This window comes from Pseudomonas sp. A214, from assembly GCF_900156295.1.
Classification (GTDB): Bacteria; Pseudomonadota; Gammaproteobacteria; order Pseudomonadales; family Pseudomonadaceae; genus Aquipseudomonas; species Aquipseudomonas rhizophila.
On record NZ_LT707062.1, the window covers coordinates 1,526,651 to 1,547,364 of the forward strand.

Below are 20,714 nucleotides of genomic sequence, written 5' to 3' on the forward strand. Positions count from 1 at the left end.
TCCTTATGCTGAGGGAGCGTTTTCCGTCACTTGATTCAGGCCATGACGCACCCGATTGACCAAGGTATAAACCAGCAGGGCGGCTACCACCGCCATCACACCATCAACCCAGCGTGTCTCGAGCCAACCCAGGGCAATCCCGGTCGCCAACACGCCCAACACAAAGGCGCGATCACTCTTGCCCATCGGCCCGTCATAGCGCCGCGAAGCCCCGACCATCGCCCCCAGCACACCGGCGTATTCGCTGAACAACGCCAACAGCGTGACCAACAACACCAGCAACAGACTGGCGTCGGCAAACAAGGCAAAAGGCAGGATCAAGGCAGCGTCGGCGATGATATCGCATAGCTCATTGAGGTAGGCGCCCAGATGCGATTGCTGCCCGAACTCCCGCGCCAACATGCCATCCACCGCGTTCAACGCCATGCGCAGAAGCATCCAGATCGGCACCAGGATAAACACCCCCGGATGATTGGCGAACCACGCCACCACGGCCCCCACCAGCACAGAGACAACGCCGGCGAGCAGGGTGACCTGATTGGCGGTGATGCCCTTGTCGTAAAGGCGCTGAACCATGGGGCGCAGCAGGTTCTGGAAGGCGGGTTTGAGCTGGTAGATGGAGGGCATGGGAATGAATCTCGGCCGGTTGCAGGGCTGGGCTTGTTCAGCTGCGAGATTACGATAGTTGGGGTTTGGCTGGAGGGGTAATTCTCGAGAATGCGCGCGGGTAGGCATCTGGCAACGAATTCACCGGTGAATAAAGAACCCCTGTGGGAGCGGGCTTGCCACAAGCCTCTGTGGGAGCATAGCTTGCTCGCGATAGCGGTTCATCAGCCAAACAGGTCAACACCCTGTTGTCCCAAACATAAGGAGCGCTCCAAATTCCGCAAATGGATTGGCTCGAAAACCACATGGACAAATGCGACCAGATGGCCGAGTGGCTTCACCAGGAATTCAGCTATGAATTCGCCCAGCAATCCCTCGCCAGTTGGCAGCAAGAGTTCGCTGCGGGCCAACGTGATGGACACTGGAAATGCCTGATCGCCACGGAGCAAGACCAGTTGCTAGGCGGCGTCTCACTGGCCAGCGACGACCTGCCCGACCGACCAGAACTCGGCCCATGGCTGGCATGCGTCTTCATCACCCCAACCGCCCGCCGCAGAGGCCTTGCCGCGCAACTGATCGAAGGCATCTGCAACCATGCCAGAGAAGCGGGATTCACCACCTTGTACTTGCACACCCACAACCAGCGCGACTACTACACCGGGCTTGGCTGGGAAGTGCTGGAGCGCTTTGAGGCGTGGGGGAAAGAGCAATGGCTGATGTCGCGGCAGCTGTAGCCACCGCCGTGCCGCACACCAGCGAGTCGATTGTTCCTACGCGGATCTTGGGCATCGGCAACCCCCCGACACAACCCCAACACCCATCAAGCATCTGACCCACCGCCATAGCAGTCCTTTCGCCCACCCCCTGTGGGAGCGAGCCTGCTCGCGATAGCGATACACCAGTCAACCTCAGCGCCACTGATTCGCCACCTCGCGAGCAGATCACGGCGATCCGCTCCCTCCATGCATTGCCTCCCATTGCGCAGTTACGCGCGCCTTCCACCAATCAGCGATTCAAAGCACCGAGCGTGCAGGCAACGTCGCCGATCTCCCTTGGAACTAACTTCTGCAAACGTTCATGGCTGAAACGTATCAGCTCGAACAAAAAACCAAAATATGCACAAATGCATTTTTTCGCTTGACCCACATGGGTGAGCCTCTATAAGGTGGTTTCACTGTATGTACATACAGTATTTCTAAAGCGTTATTTATTTGAATCCATTCATGGACGAGGCACTACCTTATGAAAACCAACACTGAAAAATTCGGTGTAACACCCCATCAACCCAGCCTTTGGACCCGCGCTGATGCGTTGAAAGTCCGGGCGGACGATCCCACCACCACTCAGCCGCTGGTCAGCGCGGATTTCCCGGTATTGAACAACGACGTGTTCATCTGGGACACCATGCCCCTGCGCGACTTGGACGGTAACGTGACGTCCGTCGATGGCTGGTCGGTGATCTTCACCCTGACGGCCGATCGTCATCCAAACGACCCGCAGTACCTCGACGAGGACGGTAACTACGACATCCTCCGCGATTGGAACGATCGTCACGGTCGGGCAAAGATGTACTACTGGTTTTCGCGTACCGGCAAGAACTGGGAATTCGGTGGCCGTGTGATGGCCGAAGGGGTTTCGCCGACCGCTCGCGAATGGGCCGGTACGCCGATCCTGTTGAACGACCGAGGCGAAGTGGACCTGTATTACACCGCCGTCACCCCAGGCGCGACCATCGTCAAGGTGCGCGGTCGGGTGGTGACCACTGAACACGGTGTCAGCATGGTCGGCTTCGAGAAGGTCAAGCCGCTGTTCGAGGCCGACGGCAACATGTACCAGACCGAAGCACAAAACGCGTTCTGGGGTTTCCGCGACCCATGGCCATTCCGCGACCCGAAAGACGGCAAGCTGTACATGCTGTTCGAGGGTAACGTGGCCGGTGAGCGCGGCTCGCACAAAGTAGGAGAGGCAGAAATCGGCGATGTGCCGCCGGGTTATGAAGATGTCGGCAACTCGCGCTACCAGACCGCCTGCGTTGGCATCGCCGTAGCCCGCGACGCGGACGGTGACGACTGGGAAATGTTGCCGCCACTGCTGACCGCCGTGGGCGTAAACGACCAGACCGAGCGCCCGCACTTCGTGTTCCAGGATGGCAAGTACTACCTGTTCACGATCAGCCATACCTTCACCTACGCCGACGGCGTGACCGGGCCGGACGGCGTGTACGGTTTCGTCGCGGACTCGCTCTTCGGCCCTTACGTGCCGCTGAACGGTTCCGGCCTGGTACTGGGCAACCCGTCCTCCCAGCCATTCCAGACCTACTCGCACTATGTGATGCCAAACGGCCTGGTGACCTCCTTTATCGACAGCGTACCGACCGACGAAACCGGCACGCAGATTCGTGTCGGTGGCACTGAGGCACCCACGGTGGGCATGAAAATCAAAGGGCAGCAGACCTTCGTGGTGGGCGAGTACGACTACGGTTACATCCCGCCGATGCTCGACGTCACGCTCAAGTAATAGCAGTACGGGGCATTCAGGTAGCGGGTTTGCGGTCGATGACAAAACCGTTGTGGATATGATCGAGATATCCCGCTTGATTCATTGCGATGTTGCTCGCAAGCCCCATTGAACAACGAGTCGTAACCTCTTCGCGACTGGCTGCAAGGATGCAGTCGGTCGCGAATGCGTTCCCTCGAGCAAACCCGCTCTGCCATTCCTATGTTTGAAATGCCTGACGTGTCGCCATTTTTGGATTTCAGCGACACGTTCTATCGTCATGTCGCCAGCAGCGACACATGCATACACGTCCCTCTGTGGGAGCGAGCCTGCTCGCGATAGCGGCTCATCAGCCAAATAGATCAGCAGCCTACAGACCAATCTGCAGCCCCGACACAACCCCAATATCCAGCTGACATCGCCTTGCGCCATTGCCTACAACTGCGCCAGAATCCGCCGGCTTGTGCGCCCTTGGCCGCGTCGGTAGTTTTGATCCTGTCACTGCTCATCAGTGATCGGGTTTAGTCGCCCGTCTCAACCTAAGGCGTACCAAGTCTCCGTCGGACAGGCTTTGCTGTTCCTGTATTGATGGTGGCTGTGCGCAGGGCGCCCCCGGGCGCGCCGGGATTCTTAGGTTCACCGGTCGACTAACCTGCGCACAGCTGCCGCCCTCTCGTTTAGTCGCGAGGTGGTTGCAGCATCACTTACAGGAACCTAAGTCGATGGCAAAAATTACACCGAACCCTCCGACCACAGATGAGCATGTATCTCGCGCTCAGTCTGCTCGTAACAATAAGCTTGATGACGCTGCCAACCGAGCGTTGGATTACTACCTGAAGCCTACGCCGAAGAGCGAAACGTCTGACAAGCCCAACACCATCCTACGCATCGCACCTGATGTTGATTCGGAATGTCTGCTTGCCAGTCTCAGTGAAAACCTGGCTGCGGCCAATGCCATGATCAACGATCTGGCGTTTGACCTTGAGGGTTCGCGGCGGCGTGTTGCGATGGGGATCTTGCAGGTGATTGAGGTGAGTGAGCTGTTGGCGAATCGGGCTTTGGATATTGTTGAGGTGAGGTAGAAGGGCGAGGCATTCGCGCTTTGAGAGGAAAAAAGGTCTTGCTCAGCAAGGCCTTTTTTCGTGAGAGCTCGCGGCAATGGGCGTCGGGTATGGGAGCGCCGAGGGGTCGTCGCTCAATTTTGGCTGTGAATTTCATTTAATCGCTAATGTAGATCATGACCACGGCATCGCCCTAAACCGGTAACTATGCGGACTGGTTTATTAAATCGCTATTGTCGGTAGCGCTTGCTGCAGTGTGCTTTGCTTCCATTTTGAATCGCCGGCCCGTGTTACCTGAGCTGGGCATGTGCCCAGGAGTGCCTAAGGCTGGCTTTCTGAAAGCTTTGATTCACACGGTGCTATCACCATTGCTACATTCACTTTCCGATTCCGTGGACAGGATGAGTACCACTATGCCAACGATGTGGATGGTTCGAGGTGATGGCGGTCGTCTCTATGACGACTTCAGGGATCGCAATCTGGCAGCCATTGGTTGGGCTCAGTTAGCGCTTGCCGCAAAGCCTGGCGTTTCCCGGAAGGTCTTGATCCAAGCTTATAAGGAACTCCAACCTGGTATTAAGGACGCTAGCGCCGTATCGGGTGCTTCTCAGGTGTTCCGTTTCGTTAACGAAATCAAAGAAGGCGATACGGTCGTCACTTACTCGCCTGCGAACCGGACCTACTTGGTAGGTCGCTTCACTGGCGCATGCCAGCTTCGTCCCGATCTGGCAGACGATGGAATGTCGTTGACCAGGCCTGTTGAGTGGTATCCGCATGAGGTTGATCGCGACAAGCTAAACAGCGTCAGCAGAAATAGCTTGGGGTCCACGCTAACCATATTTAACGTCGCGGAGGTTGCTCAGAAGGAATTGCTTGCTCTTGCTACCGGTAAAGACGTATCTGCGCCACCTAAGGACTTAATCGACGATCCCGAAGCTCTTGAAGATCCGCTGAAAGGTGTTCAGGAAATTGCTTTCGAGCGCATCAAGGACCAAATCAATAGCCTGGACTGGTCTGAAATGCAGGAGCTGGTTGCTGGCATCTTACGAGCGATGGGCTACAAAACGCTCGTCTCCCCAGCCGGTGCTGATCGTGGCAAAGACATCATTGCTTCGCCCGACGGCTTTGGATTTGAGCCGCCGCGCATTGTTGTCGAGGTTAAGCATCGAAATGTACGGATGGGGAGTAATGAGATCCGCAGCTTTCTTGGTGGGCGGCATAAGGAGGATCGAGGGCTGTATGTGAGTACTGGAGGGTTCACAAAGGAGGCGCTTTATGAGGGTGAGCGGGCTAACGTGCATCTGACAATGTGGACGCTGGATGAATTGGCTCGCACGTTGATGGCGCATTATCCAGCTACCGATCCAGAGACTAAGCGATTGGTGCCGTTGAGCTACTTTTACGTGCCTGCGTAGAGAAGTGTGCCGACTCCCCCGATCTCCTCAGGTGAGTCTGCTATATGCGCAATTCAACTCGGTTTTTGCTCACTTGAGCTTTTGGATTTCTGTGCACTAGAGAACCTATTTGGCCCGCAAGCAGCTGACTCGGACCCGACCTGTGGCTACAATTGGTCGGCGAACGATGAACTCTCAAAATTGTGCAGTAGGTTGCTGCACAGTTGCCGGATAGGACAGTCTCCAACCTCCGTGTTTGGGCTTCAGCCGATCATGTGCCTAGCCCGAGTGAACGTAGGCCGAATCAAAAGGATTTAAGGTCCGGCTGGAGGCTTGCCGGAGCTGGTCTTTCTGGCTTTGTTCGTAGGTCCTCTTGACTTGACTTTTTTTGCCGGAGGCTTGGGCGTCAACTTCTCGATGATTTCCTTACGGATGTTCATTCCAGTGCGTCTAAGTCTATCGCAGGCGGCCATCAGACTGACCTTACTAAAAAACGGAATGCCGATAGTCCCGTCAACATACCTATGACGCATGATTCCATAGACAACGGTGTACTCGCCCCGATCCACCTCTCGCTTGCGCCCGTCCGGAAGGGTTCCGACAAAGGCCGATCCGCCTTTCGTCGCTGTGACCGTATCCTTTAGCTTTCGGCGAAACTCGCTGTCGGCAACAAAAGCCTCAGCACTGACAACACCCTGCATCCACAAGTGACTGATCGGCCCAGAGGACTCCCCATCTTTAAGGTGAATAAAGTATTTGTCGTTTGAGTAGAAGTCGCAGGGCTCCAGGTTAGCGGCGACGACGCCTTCCGGATTGATCTTTGTACGATCAAGCTTGATCAAATCAGGCCGATTTTTTAGTAAGTTTTCGATTAGCTCCTCTTCGTTAAGGCATTTGGTTGGCCCGATGACTACGATGTCCTCAATTTTGTCAAAGTGCTCATCGACCCTGTCCTTAAACTTTTTCGAAACTTTGTACCATTTTCCTGCGAACAATACGTAGTTTGTAGGTGTTGGTGTAGTGAGGGTTACCTCCCAGTTGAAGCAATCATAAACTTTCCATCCGGGCTCAATAGCGCCTGTCTTCAGGTTTTCAGCGCGGATTTTGTGAGACGTTTTTATCTCTTGAATCGTGTGTTTGCAACTCAATCGATTAAGCTCAGCAGCGTAATCCTCGATTGAAAGCTTAGTGAATTCAGGCTTACGGCTGTTGAAGCCCGAATATTGAATGGCCGCTCCCTCAACGTAGTTCTGAATCTCCGGAGGAGACATATGTAGCAAGCTGTTTGAGCCACTTCGGATGGCTTGAATTTCCTGGAAGAGAAGTTTGTCCAGTTGTTCCAGGCGAGAGGAAGTAGTCTCAACTTTGACATTGTCAAACCAGGCATAATCTTGTTTGTATGCCCTGGATTTGAAGGCTTTCAGAATCTCGACGCACTTGCTGTGGAACTGCGAAGGGGTGAGTGGTGTATCCAGGCTGAGGGCATCTTTTCCCGCAACGAATTTGGCGAAAGCCTCATTTTCGGGTTTGCCTCCTGCAACTCTTGCGAGATCTCGCAGGGTGTCTACCCCGAATTGGCTAAAGTCGGACAGCTTGCTGGCTTGTACCCGCCGCTGAAACGTGACCGCATCCGGAGTCGCGAGGTCGAGACTCAGAAGGCTCCCTCGTCTTACGGTATTTAAGGCAACCTTCAGCCCGAACTGATGCACGAAAGCATCCTCGTTCAGCGCGATATGTGCATATCCGAAGCACAGCGCCATCCATCTCTGTTTAACGCTCAAGAACAAAATTGCCGCTGAACCACTTGAGTGAAGCGCGTCGAAAGGATCGCTGACGAAGTCCTGAAGAAGGCTCAGCCACTCAGGTACGGTGTCGTAGACCTGGCCATAGTAGACAATGCCCTCACCGTCGCCATCCCAGTCCTGATCTTTCAGTGCTCGGGCGCCACCTGGCCCGTAAGTGGAACTGATTGCATCTGACGGTTTTTTTGTAGGCTTGAGTAGCCTCACGGTGATCGAGTTAACAGCATTCCGTGCCATTCTGGATCTCTACTGAAATGTGAATGCCAATATCTTGCGGTTGATCAGATTCTGATGGTCGTGGTGGCTAATTGCAATGCCGTCTCAGGCGCGTTGCCTTTGTCGACCCTGAGAGAGGAGATCAACGGTTCTGATGGGCGAGAAACGGATAGAATGATGCCCATTTCGAGCAAGCGGTCGAACCCCATCCCACCGTGGAAAGCTCTTCCGCTTTGTTGTCACTCTGACGGTGCAACTGCTAAGGCTCCCGCAAAAAAGACGAATAGATATGCCATCGGGCCATGCCTGATGGTTCAGACAGCTACGGAAAAATCAATTACACATGGCCATCAAAAAATCAGAGCTCTACTCCTCCTTATGGTCTTCCTGCGACGAGTTGCGCGGCGGCATGGATCCGAGCCAATACAAGGATTACGTATTGGTGTTGTTGTTTATCAAATACGTCAGCGATAAGTATGCTGGCCAAGCCTTCGCCCCTATCACCATACCGGGCGGTGCCAGTTTTGCCGATATGGTCGCGCTCAAGGGCAAGCCGGATATCGGCGACCAGATCAACAAGAAGATCATCGCGCCCCTAGCCAGTGCCAACAAACTGTTTGACTTGCCGGACTTCGACGACGCCAACAAGCTCGGCTCCGGTCAGGAAAAGGTAGAGCGTCTCACCAATCTGATCGCTATCTTCCAGAATCCTGCGCTCGACTTCTCAAAGAACCGTGCTGCTCACGATGACATTCTGGGTGATGCATACGAATTCTTAATGCAGCACTTTGCTAAGGATTCAGGCAAGAGCAAGGGCCAGTTTTATACCCCGGCCGAGGTGAGCAAAGTCATCGCCAAAATCATTGGTATCGGGCAGGCAAAAACCAGCAGTGATACCAGCGTATATGACCCCACGTGCGGCTCGGGTTCGCTGTTGCTCAAGGTTGCCGATGAAGCAGGAACGCCTGTGACCCTTTACGGCCAAGAAAAAGACTCGGCCACCAGTGGCTTGGCGCGCATGAACATGATTCTGCACGATAACCCCACGGCACTGATCGCCCAGGGAAACACCCTGACCAACCCGGCCTTTACGCTTAAAGCGGGTAATCATGACCTGCTGAAAAACTTCGATTACGTTGTGGCCAATCCACCGTTTTCAGACAAGCGCTGGAGCACCGGGCTGGATCCGCTGAATGACCTTTTTAATCGTTTCGAAACCTTTGGTGCGCCACCGGCCAAGCAGGGTGACTACGCCTATTTGCTGCACATCATCCGATCACTGAAAAGTGAGGGCAAGGCTGCCTGCATCTTGCCACATGGGGTGCTGTTTCGCGGTAATGCCGAGGCCGAGATACGGCGTAAGCTGATTCGTCACGGCTACATCAAAGGCATCATTGGCCTGCCAGCCAACTTGTTCTATGGCACCGGTATTCCGGCCTGCATTATTGTGATCGACAAGGAACATGCGTCGGGTCGCAAAGGCATCTTTATGCTCGACGCCAGCGCAGGTTTCATCAAGGAAGGGCCCAAGAACCGCCTGCGTGAGCAAGATGTTCACAAAATCGTCGACGTCTTCATTCGTCAGGACGCCAGCGACCCTTGTTACGCCCGTATGGTCAGTTTCGAAGAGATCGAAAAGAACGACTTCAACCTTAATCTGCCGCGCTATATCGATAGCTCCCAGGTCGAAGACAGGCAGGATATCGAAGGCCATCTCAAGGGTGGGATTCCGGCTGCGGATATCGAGGCGCTGGCCGGCTATTGGGCGGTGTGCCCGCAGCTCGAGGCTACTCTGTTTCGCGCCAACCGCCCTGGCTACTTCGATTTGAACGTGGACAAGGCTGAAATTAAAAACTGCATCTATGGACACCCGCAATTCGTCGATTTTATTGCCGGTATGAGCACGCATTTTGACGATTGGCGTGTGCCGGTGACGAAAAACCTCAAAGCATTGCGGCCAGGCTTCCATCCCAAACAGTTGATTCATGAGATTGCTGAAAGCCTGCTGCTGCATTACCGGAATCAGCCGCTGATCGATGCCTATGATGTTTACCAGCAACTGATGGATTACTGGGCCGATGTGATGCAGGACGACGCCTATTTGATCGCTGCGGACGGTTGGAAGGCCGAGACTTATCGCATTATCGAGAAGGACAAGAAGGGTAAGGAAAGGGACAAAGGCTGGACCTGTGATCTTCTGCCCAAAAAACTGATCATCGCCCGCTACTTCGGTGTCGAGCAGGCAAAGATCGACCAGATCAGCGCCGACCTAGAAGCAACCAGTGCAACCCTGGCCGAGATGGAGGAGGAACACAGTGGCGATGAAGGCGTATTTGCCGATCTCGAGAAGATCAACGCCGCCACTGTAAAGGAGCGCATCAAAGATCTCGGTAAGGGGGCGGCCGAGGAACTGGCTGTGCTCAAGCAATGGCAAGTGCTGACTGCCCAAGAAGTTGCGCTGAAAAAGCAGCTTAGGGAGCTAGAGGGTGATTTGGACGAAAAGGCGTATGCCAAGTATCCGCAACTGACCGAAGTGGGAATCAAGCAGTTGGCCGTCGATGACAAATGGCTGGGTACCTTGATGGCCGCCATTAATGGTGAGATGGATCGCGTCAGCCAGACACTGACTCAGCGCGTAAAGGAACTGGCTGAGCGTTATGAAACCCCGCTGCCGCAACTGACACGTCGCGCTAGCGAGCTGGAAGCTAAAGTGGCCGAGCATCTGCAGAAGATGGGGTTTGTATGGAGCTGAAATCGGGGTACAAGAAGACTGAAGTTGGGATAATTCCGGAAAGTTGGTCTGTAAAAGAGTTGGGCGATTTTGCTCCTTTCATAACCAGCGGCTCACGTGGCTGGGCTAATTACTATTCAGAGTTTGGTGCGATTTTTCTACGAATTACAAATCTTTCGAGAGGTTGGTTGTACCCACAACTGGATGATTTAAGATTCGTTTCACTTCCCAAAGATGACTCCGAAGGTGCGCGCACTCAACTGAAGGATGGTGATTTACTTATTTCAATCACTGCTGATATTGGGGTTGTTGGTTATGTCGATGCCAAGGTCCCAAAGCCAGCGTATATTAACCAGCATATTGCCTTAGTCAGGCTTGACCCTTCCGCTGTTAACTCTCTCTATACAAGTTATTTTCTCGCGTCAGCGAATGGCCAGGCGCTCTTTCGAGCATTGACGGATTCCGGCGCCAAGGCCGGTATGAACTTATCAACGGTCAGGAAGATTTTGGCGGTATTCCCGCCCTCACTAGATGAGCAAATGGCCATTGCTGAGGCGTTGAGCAATGTGGATGCTTTGATCGAATCCCTGCGGCAATTACTGAACAAAAAGCGTCAGATCAAGCAAGGCACGATGCAGGGGCTTCTTACCGGTCAGCGTCGCCTTCCGGGATTTAGCGAGGAGTGGAAAGTAAGGCGATTAGGTGCCATTTGCCATATGAAAAGTGGCGTCGGAATAACTCGTGCAAATATAAATGAGTACTCTCTTTTTCCATGTTTTGGTGGGAATGGTTTGCGCGGCTTTACCAATAGTTTTACACATGAAGGTACTTATGCTCTTATAGGTAGGCAAGGGGCGCTGTGCGGAAATGTCCAGATCGCCGAAGGACGGTTCTTTGCCTCTGAACATGCAATTGTTGTGTCCGCAGAAAAAGAGGTGGATATTAATTGGATCTCCAGAGTACTGATTCGGATGAATTTGAATCAGTACGCAGAATCATCCGCACAACCAGGGCTTTCAGTGTCTAAAATATTGAAACTGGAGTGCGAGGTTCCTCCGTATGCAGAGCAAATTGCTATCGCTTGTGCTCTATCAGCAATGGACAATGAGCTCGCCACCTTAGAAAGCAAATTGCAAAAAGCCCGCAACCTTAAGCAAGGCATGATGCAAGAACTCCTTACCGGAAGGATTCGATTGGTATGAGTGAGCACCAGCAGCGGGAATGGAAGGCCGTGTGGCGCGACGAGTATCTGAAGTGGATATGCGGTTTCGCCAATGCTGAGGGCGGCGTGTTGGAAATTGGCCGTAGCGATGCCGGCGAGCCGGTGGGCGTGGTCGATGCGGCCCGCCTGCTGGAGGAGATCCCGAACAAGGTACGCGATGTGCTGGGGATCATGGTGGATGTGAATCTGCGTAAGGAAGCGGACAAAGCGCTGCTGGAGATTGTGGTGCCGGCATACCCCAGTCCGGTCAGCTACAAGGGCGAATACCATTATCGTAGCGGCAGCACTAAACAAGAATTGAAAGGCGCGGCACTGTCGCGCTTTTTACTGCGTAAGCAGGGTCTGCACTGGGATGGTGTGCCATTACCCGGTCTCACCCTAGATGATTGCCAGCCTGCCGCACTGCAAGGGTTCCGAATCCGGGCAGCCAGAAGCGGGCGGGTGGACGACGCGGTGCTGGAAGACAGCGACACTGCCTTGTTGGCCAGCTTGCAATTGGAGGAAGGTAACTATCTGAAACGCGCCACCGCGCTGCTGTTTGGCACCCAGCCCGAACGTTTCGTACCGGGTGCCTCTATCAAGATTGGTTTTTTCGTCACCGATGACGATCTGCGGTATCAGGACCAAATCCACGGCGATCTGTTCTCCCAAGTGGAAAAGACCCTGGAGCTGCTGCACAGCAAATATCTCAAAGCATATATCCGCTATGAAGGAATCCAGCGCATAGAGCGTTATCTGTTCCCCTTGCAAGCCTTGCGCGAGGCACTGCTCAATGCGGTGATTCACAAGGATTATGCCAGCGGTATCCCTATCCAGATCAGCGTCTATGACCACCAGGTCGTGATCTGGAACCCTGGCCATTTGCCGGAGCATTGGACGCAGCAACAGCTGCTCGCCAAGCATCCGTCTCATCCTTTCAATCCGCTGCTGGCTTCGGCATTTTTTCGTGCTGGTTATGTGGAGTCCTGGGGACGCGGTATCGAGAAAATCCTTAGTGAGTGCCGCAAGCACGGTATACCTCCGCCGCTGTTCGACACCAGTCTGTCGGGCTTGATGCTTACCTTTCGAGCTGATCCTGCGCAACTCGCCGATGCCTTGGGTGAGGAACGATGGATATTGAGGGAAACACCAACGGCAATACGGCTGATTACCCAAGAAGCTACCCAAGAAGCTACCCAAGAAGCTACCCAAGAAGCTACCCAAGAAATCAGCTCGGAAACGGTGCCGGGAAAAATTCTGGCCCTATTACGTCAGCAACCGACGACAACCAGGCGTGAATTAGCGACGCAACTCGGCCTGAGTGCTGATGGGATCAAATATCATCTAAACAAGCTGCGAGCGGCCGGGGTGATCCGGCATGTTGGCCCAACCAAGAATGGACGCTGGGAAATACTCAAATGACTGATATCGGCAAAGCAGAACGCGTGACCCAAAATCGTGTGGCTAAGTTGTTTGTCGAGGCGTTGAGTTACAGGCATCTCGGCGACTGGGCGGAGCGCGTCGATAACAGCAATATTGAACAGGGGATACTCGGTGCCTATCTGAGCGGCGCGGGATATTGCCAGGCGCAGATCAATGCCGTACTGCACAAACTCAACACTGAGGCCAACAAATCCGATCGCACGCTCTATGGCACCAATCAAGCGGTTTACCAGTTGCTGCGCTACGGTGTGCCGGTGAAGACCGACGTTGGCAAGATGACCGAAACGGTGCACCTGATCAACTGGGCTGAGCCGTTAAAAAATGATTTCGCTATCGCCGAGGAGGTGACGCTCAAGGGCAAGCTGGAGCGTCGGCCAGATATCGTGCTGTATGTGAACGGTATTGCTATTGGCGTGCTGGAACTGAAAAACAGTCGCATCAGTATTGGTGACGGTATACGCCAGAGCCTGTCCAACCAACAACCGGAATTCAATGAGTGGTTCTTCAGTACGGTGCAGTTCGTCTTTGCTGGCAATGACTCTGAGGGTTTGCGCTATGGCACAACAGGCACTCAGGAAAAATACTTTTTGACATGGAAGGAAGATGAGTCCGACAACGATGGCTACAAGCTGGACAAGTACCTTCTGAAAATGTGCGACAAGGCCCGGCTGATTGAGCTGATGCACGATTTTGTGCTGTTTGACGGTGGTGTTAAAAAGTTGCCGCGGGTGCACCAGTACTTTGGCATCAAGGCAGCGCAAACGCACGTGAAGCAGCGCCAGGGCGGTATTATTTGGCACACTCAGGGCGCAGGCAAAAGTATTTTGATGGTGCTGCTGGCAAAGTGGGTTTTGGAGAATAACCCGCACGCCCGCGTGGCTATCATCACTGACCGCGACGAGCTGGATAAGCAGATTGAAAGGGTGTTCCGCGACGCTGGCGAAACCATTTGCCGCACTGGCAGTGGTCAGGAACTGATGCGCCAGCTAAGCCAGCCAAGTCCGCGCCTGTTGTGCTCGCTGGTGCACAAGTTTGGCGGCTCGACTAAAGGTAAGGACGATAAAGCCTTCGAGGCTTTTATCAAGGAATTGCAGGCCCAACCAAGCCAGACATTGGGCGAGCTGTTTGTATTTGTCGATGAGTGCCACCGGACCCAAGGCGGTCGGCTCAATCGAGTGATGAAGGCGCTGATGCCCAATGCGGTGTTCATAGGCTTTACCGGCACGCCGCTGCTCAAGCAGGACAAAGCCACTAGTCTGGAAGTGTTTGGTGGTTACATTCATACCTACAAGTTCAGTGAGGCGGTGGAGGATGGGGTGGTACTGGACCTGCTCTACGAAGCCCGTGATATCGATACGAGGCTTGGGTCTTCAGACAAAATTGATCAGTGGTTCGAGAACAGCACCAAGGCATTGAACAAGTGGCAGAAGGACGAGCTGAAGCAGAAGTGGGGCACCATGCAGAATGTGCTTAGCTCCAAGTCGCGTATGGACCGGGTGGTGGCGGATATCATCTTCGACTTCAGTACCAAACCGCGTCTGTCGAGTCAGCGCGGAAACGCTATTTTCGTCGCCTCCAGCATCTATGAGGCCTGTAAGTACTTCACGCTGTTCCAAAAAACGCTGTTCAAGAACAAATGCGCGGTTATTACGTCCTACAACCCGCTAGCCAAGGATGTGACGTTGGAAGAAACCGGCGCCAATACTGAAACCGACAAGCAGTTTATCTACAGCACCTACATGGACCTGCTGGAAGGTATACAGGCAAAGCCTGGTATGACCAAAACTGAAACCTATGAGGAACGGGCCAAGGCGCTATTTATCAAAGAACCCGCCAGCATGAGGCTGTTGGTGGTGGTAGATAAATTGCTCACCGGCTTTGACGCCCCCCCATGCAGTTATCTGTATATCGACAAGTCGATGCATGACCATGGCCTGTTTCAGGCCATTTGCCGGACCAATCGTCTGGATGGCGAGGACAAGGAATTTGGCTACATCGTCGACTATAAGGATCTGTTCAAGAGCGTGGAGAATGCCATTGCGGTCTACACCTCAGAGTTGGATCACAGCGCTGGCGGAGTAGATCCAGAAGTGCTGTTGCACGATCGTCTGGCGCAGGGCAAGGAGCGTTTGGACGATGCCCTAGAGGCGCTGGCGCTGTTGTGTGAACCTGTTGCTCCGCCAAAGGATGAGTTAGCGCATATTCATTATTTCTGCGGCAATACCGAGATAGCTGACGATCTGCAGAGCCGCGAACCGCTGCGAGTGGCTTTCTATAAGGCCGTAGTCGTGCTGCTGCGCGCGTATGCGAATTTAGCTGATGAGATGGAAGCGGCGGGTTACAGCACCACGCAAATTGAAGAGATCAAGCGTAAGCGGGATCGCTATCTGATGCTACGCGAGATCATCCGCATGGCCAGTGGTGAAACGCTCGATATCAAGCCGTTCGAAGCGGACATGCGACATCTGATCGACACTTATATTGATGCCAGTGAGCCGCGCAAGATTTCTCCCTTTGACAATATGGGGCTACTTGAGCTGATTGTGAAGACGGGCATTGGTCAGGCCATTGCCGAGAAATTGGGTGAAATGAAAGGTAATCAAGGAGCTGTGGCCGAAACGATTGAGAACAACGTCCGCAGCAAGATCATCAAGGAAAACCTGACCGACCCGGCCTACTTCGCAAAAATGTCTGCGCTGCTCGATGAAATTATCAAACTGCGTAAGGAAAAGGCCATCGAGTACGAGGAGTATCTCAAACGTATTGGTGAACTGGCTGCCAAAGTGCAGGCAGGCAAGGCACAGGGAACGCCGCAAGCGCTGAACACCCCTGGTAAGCTGGCACTCTATAACAACCTGACGCCAAAGAACTCGGTGTACGAGCCGCCAATGCCCTATGGTCAGTCAGGGGGGGATGCCGTTTTGGACCTGGCGCTGAAGATCGACAAAGCAGTGAAGCAGGCGCGACCGGATGGTTGGCGTGGCGTCCAGGCTAAGGAAATGATGGTCAAGCAGGCTATGTATGGCGTGTTGAATGCCGTAGAAGAAGTCGAACGCCTATTTCCAATCATTGTTGCTCATCAGGAATACTGATGCCCGAACATATTGACCTTGGTGACATCCGTGTCGAGGTTCAAAGGAAGAACAATAAGCACGCACACCTCTATGTGTATCCGCCGGAGGGTCGAGTGCGTATCTCCGCTCCTATGCATATGGGGCTGGATACTCTGCGCGCATTTGCTATTTCTCGGCTGAGCTGGATCAAAGCGCAGCAACGGCAAATGCGTGTCCAGCCCCGCGAGACGGAGCGTGAATATCTGAACCGGGAAAGTCATCAGGTATGGGGCAGGCGCTACCTGCTAGAGGTGATCGAAGTCGACGCCCCGCCCGCTGTCGAGTTGAAGCATTCCACGCTGGTTTTGCAGGTACGGCCAGGCAGTGACGAAGCACGCCGGGGGGAGTTGCTTGAAAGTTGGTATCGTCAACAGCTTCGGGCGAGGCTGCCGGTACTGTTGGAGAAGTGGCAGTTTCGGATGGGTGTTAACGTTCGGCGGATCTTGGTGCAGCGGATGAAAACCCGTTGGGGGGGGTGTAACCCGAGCACCGGCAATATTCGGCTGAACACCGAGCTGGCGAAGAAGCCGCCGGAATGTCTGGAGTACATTCTGGTGCATGAACTGGCGCACCTGATTGAGTCTACCCACAACGCCCGGTTTATAGCATTGATGGATAATTTCATACCCCACTGGCGACAGATAAAGGATGAGCTGAACCGCTTACCAGTCCGGCATGAAGAGTGGGAGCACTGATAGTCTCTTGACGTTTATCTTTATCCTAGGCCACGCAGCCATCTAATGGAGACTGAGGGCACGACTGGCCTTGTAGCCAAGAACTGCTTTGCACGTGGCACACCCTAGCGAGTGTTTGTTTGCTAGCTATCGGATATTAAAAAGCCGGCTTATGGCCGGCTTCTCGTTGACTAACTCAGTTCGTTTTTGACAAACCTCACCAGCCTTCAAAACGTACATCCGGCTCTTGCGGCCGGCTGTGGGACTTGGTCAGAAAGTGATCTGCCTTGTCGGTGCGAGGTGTGGGCTCGCAAATGTGGGGCGGAGGATACGCGGGTTTGCTTCAGAATCCCAGTGGTAAGTGGTGTGGAATCATTGGGTTAGGGGTGATTCAGGGGGAAAGCAGGGGGCTGCTGCGCAGCCCAGCGGGAGCAAGCTCCCTCGCCACAAAGGCTTCTGCCACAGCTCCGGCTACAGCTCCTGCCACAATTCCCGCCACCGTTTCTGGTCTTGGGTGGGTTAGTCGAACACCGGCGGTCGTTGTTTGTTCAGGGTGGACCACCAGAACACCCAGCCAATCACCCGTATGTTCTGCGCATCAATCTGTTCGGCGCTGAAGACTTCGTCGGGGTAGGCGGTGTTGTTGTGGCTACGTAGGCGTAGCCGATTACCGGGAATGCGATGCAGGTATTTGATACGCAGCATGCCGTCGTGCTCAAGCGCATAGATATGGCCGTCGACGATTTGGGTCAGGCCGCGGTCGATGGCGAGGGTGGAGCCGTCTTCGATGCGTTCGGCCATGCTGTCGCCGACCATGGTGGTGCAGATGGCGTCGCCGGGGTCGATTTCCAGGGATTCTAGGTGGCTGCGGGGCAGGCGGATGGTTTGGTCGGGGATTTCGATGATGTGGGTTTTGGTTTCGCCGGGGGCGATGGGGGCTTCCTTGTAGAGGGGCAGTTCGATGTCCGTGGTTTCTTGCACGCTGTAGACGCCATCGTTTTCGGCGGCTTCATAGGTGATGCCCGGGCCCAGGCCCAATGGGGTCTGCGGGCCTTCGCCGGTGGCGAGCCATTGCGGGCTGACGGTCAGCAGGCTGGCGATGGAGTAGATGCGCCCTGGCGGGATGCCACGGTTGAACCAGTTGTTTATGTGCTGGGATTTCACGCCGTATAACTTCGCGAAGTCGGCGGATCGGATGTTCGCTTCTTTTAGAAGGGCTCTGAAGCGGTCGCCACTGGAAAGTATTTTCATAAACGGAAAGTTTAGGGGCGACGGTGTTTTCGGCAATAAACAAGTCGTGCAAATATATAAGACGATCTTTCCGTTTGCAGGATTTGAAAGGGGCGGGCTAAACGGGGTTAAACGGTATTAATACAACTTCGTATTTATCATTATTAAGACATAAAAAACCCCGGTGCAAACCGGGGTTTTTCTTTACTTCAGTCTCAGCCTTTGTAGGCGGCAACCGACTTGGTGATCGCTTCGCGGGCGGCGTCAGCACCGGCCCAGCCTTCGATCTTGACCCACTTGCCTTTCTCGAGATCCTTGTAGTTCTCGAAGAAGTGTTCGATCTGCTGGATCAGCAGGGCTGGCAGGTCGGTGTATTCCTTCACGTCGACGTACAGTTGCGACAGTTTGTCGTGCGGTACGGCGATGACTTTGGCGTCGCCGCCGCCGTCGTCGGTCATGTTCAGGATGCCGACCGGACGGGCGCGGATGACCGAGCCTGGGGCGACTGGGTAAGGGGTCACGACCAGCACGTCGAGGGGGTCACCGTCGTCGGCCAGGGTGTTGGGGATGAACCCGTAGTTGGCCGGGTAGAACATTGGGGTGGCCATGAAACGGTCAACGAACAGGCAATCGCTGTCTTTGTCGATTTCGTATTTGATCGGGGCGTGGTTGGCCGGGATTTCGATCGCGACGTAGATGTCGTTCGGCAGGTCTTTGCCAGCCGGAATCTTGCTGTAACTCATTGGGCGGTGCCCCCGTTAATTGACCAAATGACTGGTCGGATTGACCAAAAAGTGGCGGCGATTATAGGCATATTCGGCCGTCGATGCCACGTTACAAGGGTCTTAGAGACCTTAGTATGACGCCTGATAGACCGGATCTTCGGCTTGAAGTTGCCGCAGCCGGGCCAGCGGGTCCTGGCGGTAGAACGCCTTGAGCTGTTCATAGACCCGCGGGTACGCCTGGTGCAGCAGGTCTGGGGCGCTGAAGAAGTATTCGCTGGTGACGGCGAAGAACTCCGCCGGATTCTCTGCGGCGTAGGGATCGATGACGGTTTCTGCCTCCGGATCCTGGTCCAGTTGGCGGTTGAGGTCGTCGAAAGCCTGTTGCATGGCGTCGGCCCAGTCTTTGACCCGCATGTCGGCATGCAGCGGTGGCAGGCCGTTGGCGTCGCCGTTGAGCATGTCGAGTTTGTGCGCCAGCTCGTGGATCACCAGGTTGTAGCCGTCCCAGCCGCCGCTGGCGAGCACGCCGTCCCAGGCCAGGATGATCGGGCCCTGGGGCCAGGCTTCGCCGCTGTGTTCGCCGTCCCATTCGTGCTCGATGCCGCTGGCGTCGCGGTAGCGCTGGGGGCTGAGGAAGTCGTCGGGGTAGAGCACGATTTCGTGGAAGCCCTGATACCAGTTCAAGTCGCCGAGGTGCATCAGCGGCAATTGGGCCTGGGCGGCGAGCAGCAGGCGTTGTTCCTGGTGCAGTTCGACGCCGGGCAGGGCGCTCAGGTGTTTGTCATGCAGAAACAGCACGCAGGCTTCGCGCAGCCATTGGTCCTCGGTGGCGCTGATGCCGTCGAGAAAGCTCAACTGGTGACGCACCCGCTGCCAGGTTTCCTCGCTGACGGGATGTTTGGCGAGGGTGCGTTGCCGGCGCCAGCCGCTCAGGGACCACATGGGCGATCAGCGCGGATGGGCTTTCGAGGCGCTGGCGGCGAGGCGGCTGCGGATCACGCCGACGATCATTGGTACCAGCGACAGCAGGATGATGCCCAGCACCAGCAGCGACAGGTTCTGCTTGATGAATGGCACGTTGCCGAAGAAGAACCCGAGGGTGACCAGGCCGCCGACCCACAGGATGGTGCCCAGGACGCTGAAGGCGAAGAAGCGCGGGTAGGGCATTTTTGCAACGCCGGCGACGAAGGGGGCGAAGGTGCGGATGATCGGCAGGAAGCGCGCCAGGGTCACGGTTTTGCCGCCGTGTTTGTCGTAGAAGTCGTGGGTTTGTTGCAGGTAGTCGCGGCGGAAGATTTTCGAGTTCGGGTTGCTGAACAGCCGTTCGCCTGCGGTGCGGCCAATGATGTAGTTGGTGCTGTCGCCGAGGATCGCCGCCAGCATCAGCAGGCCACCGAGTAGCACCGGGTCCATGCCGCCACCGGCGGCTACCGCGCCGGCGATGAACAGCAGGGAGTCGCCCGGCAGGAAGGGCATCACCACCAGGCCGGTTTCGCAGAAGATCACCAGGAACAGGATGGCGTAGATCCACGGCCCGTAGTTGGTCACCAGCAGGTCGAGGTACACATCGAGATGCAGAATGAGGTCGAGGGGGTTGAAATCCATGCAAAGCACCTGTGGTCGCGGCCTGACTGGGTGGGGCCTGTGGGTCGGGCTTCGAGTAAGGCTACAGCGCGTGTAGCTTTTTCTTACAAGCCGGGAAGAGCGGCATTATACGAGGTCGAGGGTGGTGTGCGTGGTGAGTTTGTAGCGGGGGATGTCGGGAGGCTTCTGGCTGGGTGAAGAACTCTGCGGCGAGGGAGCTTGCTCCCGCTGGAGCGCGAAGCGGTCCCAAATGCAGCCAACCCGGTCTGCCTGATGCACCGCGTGCTCAGGTTCTGGGGCTGCTGCGCAGCCCAGCGGGGATAAATCCCCTCGCCACAACGTTTCACCCAACCACAGGGGTTATCGATCGTTCCTACGCTCCGCGTGGGAATGCATCCCGTGACGCTCTGCGTCAAGCGGAACGCGGAGCGTCCCTGG

At 55.0% G+C, this 20,714-nt stretch carries 15 protein-coding genes; 9 read left to right on the top strand and 6 right to left on the bottom strand.

What is annotated here, in order from left to right; translation table 11 throughout:
* Positions 1-3: 3 nt before the first annotated feature.
* Positions 4-627, bottom strand: coding sequence for a CDP-alcohol phosphatidyltransferase family protein (locus BW979_RS06965; protein ID WP_076383477.1), 624 nt, complete (start codon positions 625-627; stop codon positions 4-6).
* A 254-nt stretch (positions 628-881) separates the two neighbouring features.
* On the opposite strand from BW979_RS06965, the gene BW979_RS06970 reads away from it, so the two are divergent.
* The 4 genes from BW979_RS06970 (at position 882) to BW979_RS06985 (ending at position 5,578) form a co-directional block, all read left to right on the top strand.
* Entirely contained in the window at positions 882-1,340 is a 459-nt protein-coding gene (locus tag BW979_RS06970; RefSeq protein ID WP_047229458.1) for a GNAT family N-acetyltransferase, read from the top strand.
* A 508-nt stretch (positions 1,341-1,848) separates the two neighbouring features.
* Positions 1,849-3,123 (top strand): glycoside hydrolase family 68 protein, encoded by a 1,275-nt coding sequence (locus BW979_RS06975; RefSeq protein ID WP_076383478.1) that lies wholly within the window; start codon positions 1,849-1,851, stop codon positions 3,121-3,123.
* Between the two features lie 701 nt (positions 3,124-3,824).
* Positions 3,825-4,184 carry a DUF6124 family protein gene (locus BW979_RS06980; protein WP_076383479.1) on the top strand — a complete coding sequence of 120 codons (360 nt, stop codon included), beginning with the start codon at positions 3,825-3,827 and terminating at the stop codon, positions 4,182-4,184.
* A gap of 392 nt (positions 4,185-4,576) precedes the next feature.
* Positions 4,577-5,578: a restriction endonuclease gene (locus BW979_RS06985; RefSeq protein WP_076383480.1), complete on the top strand. Its 1,002-nt coding sequence runs from the start codon at positions 4,577-4,579 to the stop codon at positions 5,576-5,578.
* 293 nt (positions 5,579-5,871) lie between these two features.
* On the opposite strand, the gene BW979_RS06990 is transcribed toward BW979_RS06985, so the two are convergent.
* A complete protein-coding gene (locus BW979_RS06990) occupies positions 5,872-7,596 on the bottom strand; it encodes a DUF6119 family protein (RefSeq protein WP_076383481.1) in 1,725 nt (574 codons plus the stop codon).
* A 322-nt stretch (positions 7,597-7,918) separates the two neighbouring features.
* Between BW979_RS06990 and BW979_RS06995 the strand changes: the two genes are divergently transcribed.
* Genes BW979_RS06995 through BW979_RS07015 form a run of 5 tightly spaced genes read left to right on the top strand, consistent with a single transcriptional unit; the run spans position 7,919 to position 16,758 of the window.
* Entirely contained in the window at positions 7,919-10,327 is a 2,409-nt protein-coding gene (locus tag BW979_RS06995; protein ID WP_076383482.1) for a type I restriction-modification system subunit M, read from the top strand.
* The gene (locus tag BW979_RS07000) at positions 10,318-11,508 is read left to right on the top strand and encodes a restriction endonuclease subunit S (RefSeq protein WP_076383483.1); all 1,191 of its coding nucleotides are present in this window, start codon (positions 10,318-10,320) and stop codon (positions 11,506-11,508) included. Before BW979_RS06995 ends, BW979_RS07000 begins: the two co-directional genes overlap by 10 nt.
* Positions 11,505-12,929, top strand: coding sequence for an ATP-binding protein (locus tag BW979_RS07005; RefSeq protein ID WP_076383484.1), 1,425 nt, complete (start codon positions 11,505-11,507; stop codon positions 12,927-12,929). Before BW979_RS07000 ends, BW979_RS07005 begins: the two co-directional genes overlap by 4 nt.
* Positions 12,926-16,042 carry a type I restriction endonuclease subunit R gene (locus BW979_RS07010; RefSeq protein ID WP_076383485.1) on the top strand — a complete coding sequence of 1,039 codons (3,117 nt, stop codon included), beginning with the start codon at positions 12,926-12,928 and terminating at the stop codon, positions 16,040-16,042. Before BW979_RS07005 ends, BW979_RS07010 begins: the two co-directional genes overlap by 4 nt.
* Positions 16,042-16,758, top strand: a complete 717-nt coding sequence (locus tag BW979_RS07015) for a M48 family metallopeptidase (protein WP_076383486.1) — start codon at positions 16,042-16,044, stop codon at positions 16,756-16,758. Before BW979_RS07010 ends, BW979_RS07015 begins: the two co-directional genes overlap by 1 nt.
* Before the next feature lie 498 nt (positions 16,759-17,256).
* On the opposite strand, the gene BW979_RS07020 is transcribed toward BW979_RS07015, so the two are convergent.
* The 4 genes from BW979_RS07020 to BW979_RS07035 all read right to left on the bottom strand — a co-directional run bounded on the left by BW979_RS07020 (position 17,257) and on the right by BW979_RS07035 (position 20,297).
* Entirely contained in the window at positions 17,257-17,988 is a 732-nt protein-coding gene (locus tag BW979_RS07020; RefSeq protein ID WP_076383487.1) for a LexA family transcriptional regulator, read from the bottom strand.
* Positions 17,989-18,182: 194 nt separating this feature from the next.
* Positions 18,183-18,710: an inorganic diphosphatase gene (ppa, locus tag BW979_RS07025; protein WP_047229468.1), complete on the bottom strand. Its 528-nt coding sequence runs from the start codon at positions 18,708-18,710 to the stop codon at positions 18,183-18,185.
* Between the two features lie 111 nt (positions 18,711-18,821).
* Entirely contained in the window at positions 18,822-19,634 is an 813-nt protein-coding gene (locus tag BW979_RS07030) for a zinc-dependent peptidase (protein WP_076383488.1), read from the bottom strand.
* 6 nt (positions 19,635-19,640) lie between these two features.
* Positions 19,641-20,297 carry a DedA family protein gene (locus tag BW979_RS07035; RefSeq protein ID WP_047229470.1) on the bottom strand — a complete coding sequence of 219 codons (657 nt, stop codon included), beginning with the start codon at positions 20,295-20,297 and terminating at the stop codon, positions 19,641-19,643.
* Positions 20,298-20,714 lie beyond the last annotated feature (417 nt).